5 protein-coding genes and 2 pseudogenes are annotated in these 7,480 nt (G+C 43.6%); 2 read left to right on the top strand and 5 right to left on the bottom strand.

What is annotated here, in order from left to right:
- Positions 1-875 (bottom strand): annotated as a pseudogene (locus QZ735_RS02695) (excinuclease ABC subunit A); the annotation flags it as partial.
- 570 nt (positions 876-1,445) lie between these two features.
- Here QZ735_RS02695 and QZ735_RS02690 point away from each other — a divergent pair.
- On the top strand, positions 1,446-3,263 hold the full coding sequence (locus QZ735_RS02690) for a TonB-dependent receptor (RefSeq protein WP_294243897.1): 1,818 nt from the start codon (positions 1,446-1,448) through the stop codon (positions 3,261-3,263).
- Positions 3,264-3,338: 75 nt separating this feature from the next.
- Positions 3,339-4,055 carry a DUF2490 domain-containing protein gene (locus QZ735_RS02685; RefSeq protein WP_294243896.1) on the top strand — a complete coding sequence of 239 codons (717 nt, stop codon included), beginning with the start codon at positions 3,339-3,341 and terminating at the stop codon, positions 4,053-4,055.
- Here the strand turns inward: QZ735_RS02685 and QZ735_RS02680 are convergent.
- The 4 genes and pseudogenes from QZ735_RS02680 to QZ735_RS02665 form a co-directional block, all read right to left on the bottom strand.
- The gene (locus tag QZ735_RS02680) at positions 4,052-6,100 is read right to left on the bottom strand and encodes a M48 family metallopeptidase (RefSeq protein ID WP_294243894.1); all 2,049 of its coding nucleotides are present in this window, start codon (positions 6,098-6,100) and stop codon (positions 4,052-4,054) included. The genes QZ735_RS02685 and QZ735_RS02680 overlap by 4 nt on opposite strands.
- Positions 6,101-6,135: 35 nt before the next feature.
- Complete coding sequence (locus QZ735_RS02675) at positions 6,136-6,582, bottom strand: phosphohydrolase (RefSeq protein ID WP_294243893.1); 447 nt, start codon at positions 6,580-6,582, stop codon at positions 6,136-6,138.
- Between the two features lie 116 nt (positions 6,583-6,698).
- A complete protein-coding gene (locus tag QZ735_RS02670; protein ID WP_294243891.1) occupies positions 6,699-7,001 on the bottom strand; it encodes a hypothetical protein in 303 nt (100 codons plus the stop codon).
- Between the two features lie 285 nt (positions 7,002-7,286).
- Positions 7,287-7,480, bottom strand: a pseudogene (locus tag QZ735_RS02665) (acyl-CoA dehydrogenase); the annotation flags it as partial.

Here is a 7,480-nt window from a genome sequence, read left to right as displayed (position 1 = left end):
CCGTAGCCTTCACAGGTCGGGCAGGCACCATAGGGATTGTTGAAGCTGAAGAAATGGACATTCGGCTCCAGAAACTCTATACCGTCCAGCTCAAATTTATTGGAGAATTGCTTTGTTTTTCCGGTTTCGGTATTTTTCAGCGAGCAATATCCGCGGCCTTCGTAGAAAGCCATCTGAATGGAATCCGCGAGGCGCTGCAGAAAACTTTCATCTTCCTCATAGGAAAAACGGTCAATCACAAGATTGATTTCCATCCCTTTTTCAGGAATAAAGCCGAAGCTTTCAAGATCTTCGATGCCGGCTACATTTCCGCTCACCTCAAGCCGTGTAAAACCGGCCAGCTTCAGGACATTCAGGGTTTCCGTAAAGTTCTCCGCATTATAATCAAGCGGTGCCGTCAGCAGGAAAACAGCCTCTTTTCCGGAATCTTTAATATAATCCACCACATCCGTTACCGAATCCTTCTTTACCTCTTCTCCTGAAACAGGGGAAAAGGTCCGTCCGATCCTGGCAAAGAGGAGTTTCATATAATCATAGATCTCCGTTGAGGTTCCTACCGTGGATCTCGGGTTGGAAGAAATCACTTTCTGCTGGATGGCAATGGAAGGGGCCAGCCCCTTGATATCATCCACTTTCGGCTTTTCCAGTTTGCCTAAAAACTGGCGTGCGTAAGAACTCAGACTCTCCACATACCGCCGCTGTCCTTCCGCATAGATGGTGTCGAAAGCCAGGGACGATTTACCGCTTCCGGATACACCGGTGATCACGATCAGTTTGTTTTTTGGGATGAGCACATCAATGTGTTTCAGATTGTTAAGGTGTGCATTCTTAACGAAAATCTGTTTTTTAATATCTATATCTGTTGTATAAGCCATAGTAAAATTAAGACTAACAAAATTACGGAATTTTGCCGGATTTATGATGATTTTATTCAATACTGATGCCAGGGATGAGATTACCGGTGGCGGATGAACGTTATCGTGTGCTGAAGGGGCATTTCAGCAGGCTGACCGGCAGGAATGATCCTGAAATTAGAGGGGTAACCGTACCTTAAATCATGAAGTACAAAAAAATAAGTGGTCTCAGGATGATATTGATTCTTTCTGGAATAATATGTAACATATTGTTAATGAATTTTTTAAATAAATCATGTCGGGCTGCTTTTGTCGAATACATGTTAAAATTTAAAAATTGATCTATTTTATGGGTGCAGTCTATTGTTTTATATTTTAAAATTATTTAAAATTGTACTTATAAATTTGTAATAGAGGATGAGAAAACTTTTCAGAGACCTGGTTACACATTTAATGAGAAAAAGATAATCCAACTACTTCCCAAGATGCTATCTCAACTGGCATCTTTTTTTATGATAATTATCATTGCAGGTATTCCTGAACTCCATTACTTTTGAGGCTGCAAATTCTAACTGAGATAATTCTGATTTTATGATCAAAAAAGCTGGAAGCATTTTCTTCCTTGGTGCCTTGTTTTTCGCAAATGCACAACAGCAGCCGCAGTCCACCGATATTGAAACCGTTGAAATCCAGGGAAAGCTGTTTTCCACGCCCTATAAAAGTGCTGACCAGAATATTACGGTCATTACAAGAGAGGATATTGCCCGTTCACCGGCCAAAAGCATCGATGAAATCCTGCAGCAGGTATCCGGAATGGACGTCAGAAGGAGAGGAGCCAACGGGGTACAGAGTGACATCGGTTTCCGGGGTGGATCTTTCGAACAGGTACTGCTCCTGCTGAACGGGATCCGGATGAACGATTCCCAGACCGGCCATAATACCTTGAACCTTCCCATTGACCTGGAAGATGTTGAAAGGATCGAAATTATCAAAGGGCCCGCAGCCAGGCGTTTCGGGCAGAATGCCTATGCCGGGGCGATCAACGTTATTACTAAAATCAATCCCGGAAAAAGGGTAAAGGTAAGTGGCGAAGGCGGAGATTATGAAACCTATGGATTCGGACTGAATGCCCAGCTCGGAAATGAAAAATTTTCCAATGCCCTGCAGGCAAATACCCATGCATCCCAAGGCTATATGTATAATACGGATTACGAGCTCCGAAATATTTTCTATCAAAGCAAACTGAACATTCAAAACGGGGATTTGAGGCTGCAGGCCGGATTTTCAGAGAAAAAGTTCGGGGCCAACGGCTTTTATTCTTCACCGAAAGCCACCGAACAGTACGAGGAAACCCAGGCCTCTGTGGTCAGCCTTATGCACCGCCAGACTTTCGGCAAACTGAACCTGAACTCTAACGTCTACTGGAGAAGAGGACAGGATATGTATCTCTTCAACCGCGAAAAGCCTGAAATTTACCGGAATATGCATATCGGGAATAATGTGGGCGGAGAAGTGAATTCCAGTTATCAGTGGGGATTGGGAACGACAGGGCTCGGAGTGGAGCTGAGAAAGGAATTTCTGGTAAGCACAAATCTTGGCGACCGCAACCGCTTCGTATCACAGGTCTTCTTTGAGCATCATTTTTCGCTCCTGGACAAAAAACTGAACATCAGTCCGGGCGTCTCCTGGGCCAATTATTCGAAGGAGGGCAACTTTTTTTATCCGGGGCTGGATATAGGCTATAATTTCCTCCCCAATCATAAGATCTACGGAAATATGGCAAAAGTCCACCGCATTCCCACCTTTACCGATCTTTATTATACCAGCAAAACGGAACAGGGGAACCCCGATCTTACCCCGGAAAGCGCTTTGTATTCGGAGATCGGCTATCAGTTCCAGACCAAAAAACTGCTGCTGAAGGCCAGCGGTTTCCTCCGGAGCACGGATAATGCGATTGACTGGACCAAAAACAGCCTCCAGGATCCGGTATGGTATGCAAGGAATATCGGAAATACAGAGGTGAAAGGGATTGATCTCGAGGCAAGCCACCAGCTTCTGGACTGGCTGAAATATACGGCAGGCTATACTTACCTCGACAATAAGCTGAAAGGTGAACATTCATTTGATGCGAGATACCTTCTCGATAACCTGAAGCACCAGTTTATTGCAAGACTGGAAACCCGCTTCCTCAGAAATTTTTCCAGCGAACTGATGTACCGGTACAGTGAAAGGCTTAACAGCGGCAGCTATAACCTGCTTGACGAGAAATTAAGCTTTGTTAAAAATGACTTTTCCGTGTACGTTTTGGTCAATAATCTTACAAATACTTCATATACAGAAACTTTCGGAGTGATGATGCCGGGAAGGTGGTTTCACGTGGGATTTTCCTATCATATCAATATTAAGTAAATGTTAATTGATAATGAATTAAAGTTAATATTACGAAATTGTTAATTGCTTTACATTTGCAGAAATTTTTTTTAGATGAAACTTTTTCTGAGTCTCGGTTTGTTTTTAAGTCTCCTGTTTATCAAAGCCCAGGAACACATTTCCAGCTTTAATGCACTGACGATCACCTATAAGTTTCATCCGAAATTTTTCCTGTACGCCGAGGGTCAGTCCAGAGGAATTGAAGACTATACCTATCCTGATTATTATGAGATCAAAGGAGGGCTGGGCTATAACCTTACCAAGAATCATAAGCCCTTCATCGGTCTCGGAAGATACGCCACGTATAAGGACCATGCAATCAGCAGGGAAGAATTCAGGATCTGGCTGCAGGATGTCATTGACTTCAAGGCAGGAGTGGTTAAGTTTGAAAACCGGTTCCGTGCAGAAAAGTCATGGTTTTACGAGCCTCAGGCTGATAAAAGCTCGGAAAGGATGCGCTACCGCTATCGACTGAATGTTTCGGTTCCGCTGAATGCCAAGAAAATAGCTCCCGGTACTGTTTTCGCCAATGTGTATGACGAAATCTTCATCGTATCACCCATCAAACCGGCTTTCGCCAGGAACAGGGTATACGGCGGGTTCGGGTACCAGGTGGATGATCATTTCGGGGTACTGGCCGGTTACCTCTGGCAACGGGAGTTCGAAGCCAAAGGCAATAAAAACGTACATTTCGTTTACCTTGCCCTGAACATCAATATTGACGATACCGGCAGCAAAGCCCGGACGTATCATTTCCCCGGAGCCGATTAGGAAGCCTTCACTATGCCGGCCTGGCAATCGAGCAACGCTTCTTTACCGGCAGTATATGTTTTGTTGATCATCTCCTGATAAGCATTGACAACGGTAAAAACAGCATTTACCTCTGCTTCATAGTATCTGTCGTTATTAAAATAAATATATTCAGACGCAATAAAGTCTTTCAGAAGTTCTTTGTCTTCAATGCTCAACAGGTCCCTGTAACCGGACTCCTCAATAAATTGCGTCAGTACCTTTTTAAACGGTTTTTCATGACGGAGCAAAGTAGCCCTGTGTTTACGGATTTCTTCAAAGGAAAGGGTAGTCGTCATAAACTGCAGGTGCGGAATAAAATGATTGACGGAATTCTGAAACATATCGTACTCCCTGTCCAGCACAGCAAATTCCGCATACCTTTTTTTCAGGAGATCTTTATCCGTATCATTGGCTTTATGATAAAAATAGCTGAAAATATTGCTGTCGTTCTCCCGGACTTTTTCCTTCACTCCTTCCAGATCCTTTGTAAAACGTGGAATCAGAATACCGGCTTCCCGGGCTTTATAAAGACTTCCGTTGTAGCGGAAGTTTTTCACGGCCTTAGGGTTTGCTTTCAGGTACTGTAATGTAGAGAGGTCAGATTCCAGTCCTGCTTTCTCATACATCAGCGTAATCTTCTGATCATTGAAAAACCCGTGGTGGCAGGCATCAAGGGGTTCTTGGATCAGCAGATCCAGATCTTCCAGTACAGGATGGTGCACATCATAATACCCGTTGAATAAAAGGCTGGCCTGTGATACGGGGAATTTCTCCCCATAGAGCTTTACAAAAGTTTCATTGTCAATTTCTTCGCCTGTATTTTTAACGGATTGCAGCGTAAGGAACTTTCTGGTCAGCACCCTGCAGGTTTCACTGAAACCAAGGATCAGGTCTCTGGCAGGAGCGGTATTTTCAGGACGGTTTATGGTAGGGTTTTTGGCAATCCTTTCCACTCTTGCACCGGTTTCGGGATGAAAGGTCCATGGATCTTCAATTTCGATTCTGCTCTTTTTATAACGGCTGATGTCATGGCTTTCAATGACAGGAAAACCATTCTTATATGGATAATTGTTCGTGTCACTCAGGATCCTCATCAGAGCCGTCTGGTTGTCATAAAGGTTTTCCGGCAGATATGCTGTCTTGCTTTCGGTATAAAAAAGAAAAGCACGGGTAAGGGCGTCTTCACTTAGCTCAAGCCTCATCAGGGAAGAGATCTGCTCCCCCGGGTTTGTAACATAGGTGGCAACGGCATCGGCATGAAATTCCATTTCTCGGCGAAGGGAAGCATGATGCCTGAATAAAAATTCAGAAACGGTTTTCAGGATGAAGCGGAAAATATTGATCACCAGCATCGCGACAGAGGAAAAGATCAGGAACGCCCAATGTCCTGAACTGTTTTTGACTGAGTTTTCAAACTCGGCGTTGTTATATACCGTATCAAAGATTATTTTTTCCGCCTGGTTTATATAACCTCCTATTTTCATGCTTTTTTGCAAAAAATGCCCGAATTCGTGGGCCAGCACCGTTTTAAGCTCACCGGTGGTTACGGTATTGATAAGCCCCATTCCGATAGTCAGGTTTTTCCTTACCGGCAGGAACATGCTCCAGAAGAGGGAATTATAACTCACACAGGCATTGACTTCGTGTGAAAGGAAAACTTTTTTCGGTGCCTGGACCCCTGTTTCTTTTACCATTTCATCGATTATCCCAAAGAGTTTCGGCTGTTGCGCCCGGCTGATTTCCAGGAGGTGCCGGCCGTTGTCCTGCCGGCGGGAAAAGATAAATTTGATCAGAAAATAAAAGACCAGAAGCCCGGTGCCGAACATGCCCAATGCGATGACCAATGTTATGTAGCCGCCATGTAAACTGAGGATTTTTACAGCACCGTATCCCAATACTACGATAAGCGCAAGTGCAAGCAGTATAAGCAGCAGGTAAACGGTGAAAAATACGAACACCGATGCCAGGGCATAAATCAGCGTGGAACGGTATACGGGAGAAACGGGAGGAAGTTTATTGGTCATGAGTCGATTGGTTATTAGTTTGTGGCTGGAGAAGATTAGTATTTTTCCGTGAGGTAATGATACGCTTTTAAATATTTATTGAACCTTTTGATATCTTTCGGGGTCAGTTCACGGTTTACCCGCCGCAGGTCCATATTGTCGCGCAGGTCATTTAATTTTACGGCTACCGCAAGAGGGGAGCGTTCGGTTCTTTTGACGAAATCATCATAATGCTCTTCGGGATCAAATTTCGTAAGGCAGCTGATGGCAAAAATAATGTATTCCGGGAAGCCTTCGTTCCTGAGGTAGTCCAGGCTGAATTCATGCGGATGGTCCTCTACTACATCATGTAAGACGCCCACAATTTTTTCATCCATGGTTTTACCGTATTCCATTACCCGCATTACATGGGCAATATAGGGTGCATGGTATTTATCTGTCTGGCCCTTGTGTGCTTTGTCGGCAATCTTTATGGCTCTGTTCAGCAGTTCTTCTTTAGTCATGTATCATTTATAAAAACAGAATACAAAAATATAAAATGCCCCAGTTTCAGAGGCATTTTTCATCTATAATTTTTTACAAATCGTAATGTCGCGGATTTTAAATCCATAACATTCTATTATTTTGACGGCAGATCGCTGCGTTCTTTCTTTGTCCTGGGCGGAGTAGCATTCAGAATCTTATACTCTGTGGTATCCTTCCGGTTTTCTTTCAGGCTGGAATAGGATGTTTTCTGATCCGGTTGTGCAACCGGCATCTTGTAAGCATCATTCTTCTGTCCGGGGAAAGTTTTCTTTGCCGGGTTCCGGTCCGGCCGCTGTATCGTAGCAGTATCTTTTTTAGGCAAGATCAGTTTTCGTTCTTTCAGCTGTGCGCTCACGAAGACGGATGCTGTCAGGAGGCTAAGTAAGAAGATTTTCATTGTCATTGTATTGTATTGTATTGTATTGTATTGTATTGTATCTGAAATTAGAAAATTAAAAATAAGTCCGAAACAGATAAAATCATTTTTTTATTAAGACAACCGTACCGGTCCGGATATTACATCTGTAAGATCTAAAAAAGGATGTCGCGGATTTTAAAACAAACGTGATGTCGCGTATCTAAAAACAGGATGTCGCGGATTTTGAATCCGTGACGTGACATATTATAAAAGAAACGCCTCAAATCTGAGGCGTTCCTGAAATCAAAATATATCTGTAAGAGACTAATACGCTGCCTTTTCAAGATAGTGGGCTGCTATTTTTTCTGTAAGCGCTACCACATTCGGATGATTGGTATACTTGGTGAACCTTCTCAGTCCGGAAAGCATCATCCGCTGCTCGTCGCCTTCGGCAAATGATACAATGCCTTCTTTGGCTGCTGCAATGATTTTTTCTACGGCTTTGTACAGGTTCAGCC

The organism is uncultured Chryseobacterium sp. (assembly GCF_913776365.1).
GTDB lineage: Bacteria > Bacteroidota > Bacteroidia > Flavobacteriales > Weeksellaceae > Chryseobacterium.
The sequence above is the reverse complement of the archived record's forward strand: the minus strand, read 5'-3'. Positions and strand labels throughout refer to the sequence as shown.

What these genes read in the sequence shown, in the direction of transcription:
- QZ735_RS02690 (WP_294243897.1), top strand. Translation starts at nt 1,446, where the DNA reads ATGATCAAAAAAGCTGGAAGCATTTTCTTCCTTGGTGCCTTGTTTTTC.
- QZ735_RS02685 (WP_294243896.1), top strand. Translation starts at nt 3,339, where the DNA reads ATGAAACTTTTTCTGAGTCTCGGTTTGTTTTTAAGTCTCCTGTTTATC.
- QZ735_RS02680 (WP_294243894.1), bottom strand. Translation starts at nt 6,100, where the DNA reads ATGACCAATAAACTTCCTCCCGTTTCTCCCGTATACCGTTCCACGCTG.
- QZ735_RS02675 (WP_294243893.1), bottom strand. Translation starts at nt 6,582, where the DNA reads ATGACTAAAGAAGAACTGCTGAACAGAGCCATAAAGATTGCCGACAAA.
- QZ735_RS02670 (WP_294243891.1), bottom strand. Translation starts at nt 7,001, where the DNA reads ATGAAAATCTTCTTACTTAGCCTCCTGACAGCATCCGTCTTCGTGAGC.